This window comes from Pontibacter rugosus (assembly GCF_042678745.1).
GTDB lineage: Bacteria > Bacteroidota > Bacteroidia > Cytophagales > Hymenobacteraceae > Pontibacter > Pontibacter rugosus.
In genome coordinates, this window is the sequence record NZ_JBHTLD010000394.1 from 1 (window position 1) to 1,778 (window position 1,778).

A 1,778-nucleotide genomic window follows, 5' to 3' on the forward strand; every position below is an offset into this window, starting at 1 on the left:
TTCAAAAGTTTAAAAAAATCTCTTCTCTTTCTCTGCTTCTTACTAGCTAGCATCTATGCTTTGATACATGTACCTACTGTATCTTATAGAATAGATGAACTCCTTGATACAAAATTGCAGCCACCTAGCGGTAAGCCTTGGGATCCAGACGGAGGTGAGCAATATAATTCTACCAACATCAGAGTAGGAATAGTCATTTGCTCATTTGAACTCATAAAAAAGCATTGGCTTTTTGGACTTGGACAAAGTGAAGTTCAACCTGCACTAAACCAATGCTATAGTAGATTTTCTATGGAAGGGCCAGATGATTATAAATCAGCTGAATATAATACTCATAATCAGTACATACATTTCTGGTTGTCATCAGGTTTATTAGGTATCGTTCTTTTTATAGGATACATCATGTACATATTTTATAGAAGCTTTATAAAGAATGACATTCTTCTATTTACTTTTATGGTATTCATTTCTATATGTATTGCTACTGAGAATATTTTAGCAAGGCATTCAGGTGTTGTCTTTGTAGCCTTGTTCAGTAGCTTTTTAATGTTTAGAAATTCAAAACTATTAACTACTGATGCTAAGTAACATTAAATCTGCTCTTGTTCATGATTGGTTCTATACAAATGGTGGTGCTGAAAAATGTATTAAATCTTTTATCAACATAAATCCTGAATTTGACATTTTTGGGTTGATTGATTTTCTTTCTACTAAAGACAGAGCTGAAATAATAAATAATAAACATGTTCGTACAAGTTTCATACAGCAACTTCCTACAGCAAAGTCTAATCATCGAAAATTTCTCCCTCTATTCCCATTAGCTATAGAGCAATTTGATCTTTCCGGGTACGATCTTATATTATCGTCTTCAGCTTCTGTTGCTAAGGGTGTTTTAACACATGCAAATCAAGTTCATATCAGTTATTGCCACTCTCCCATGAGATATGCATGGGATTTGTATCATCAGTATCTAATTGATGCAAATTTAACAAACGGTTTTAAGGGAGCTTTTGCAAAGTATGTATTGCACCGAATGAGAATTTGGGATGTAAGTGCTGCAAACAGGGTAGATTATTTTATTGCAAACTCTGATTTCATTGCGAAGCGAATATTTAAAATATATAGAAGAGAAGCCCATGTTATATATCCCCCAGTTGATACAGAGGGATTTGACCTACATGAGCATAAAGACAATTTTTACCTTACAGCCTCTCGCTTGGTTCCATATAAAAAAATTGATTTGATAGTGAAAGCATTTACCCAGATGCCAGATAAAAAATTGATTGTTATAGGTGATGGACCAGAAATGATAAAATTGAAATCTTTAGCTTCTAAAAATATTGAGTTTTTAGGATTCCAGTCTTTCTCTGTTCTGAAAAATTATATGCAAATGGCAAAAGCTTTTGTCTTTGCTGCCGAAGAAGATTTTGGGATTGTACCAGTAGAAGCGCAAGCGTGTGGAACTCCTGTTATTGCTTTTGGAAGGGGCGGCAGCTTGGAAACAGTAATACCAGGAAAAACAGGTGTTTTTTTCTATGAGCAAACACCTGCCTCGATAAAGAATGCTATTGAGGTCTTCGATAGTAGTGCTGAGAAATTTGTGCCTTCAGTTATACGTAAGCACGCAATTAAATTTAGTGTTCAACGCTTTGAAGATGAAATGAAGCTATTTATAAAGCAAAAACTTGAGATTTTATAAATAGCTTCATTCCATCACTGTTTACTTTTCAGCTTGTTTGCATTATAAAAGAACAAAGCTAAGTAGCCAAAGCTTTAAC

The 1,778-nt window shown here is 34.1% G+C and carries 2 protein-coding genes; both read left to right on the forward strand.

The window, feature by feature from the left end; all coding sequences use genetic code 11:
- Nucleotides 1–588: O-antigen ligase family protein (locus ACFQ2O_RS21475; RefSeq protein WP_377532923.1), on the forward strand; the 588-nt coding region annotated here is incomplete at its 5' end.
- Nucleotides 578–1,699, forward strand: a complete 1,122-nt coding sequence (locus tag ACFQ2O_RS21480; protein ID WP_377532925.1) for a glycosyltransferase family 4 protein — start codon at nucleotides 578–580, stop codon at nucleotides 1,697–1,699. The genes ACFQ2O_RS21475 and ACFQ2O_RS21480, both read left to right, overlap by 11 nt.
- Nucleotides 1,700–1,778: the final 79 nt, after the last annotated feature.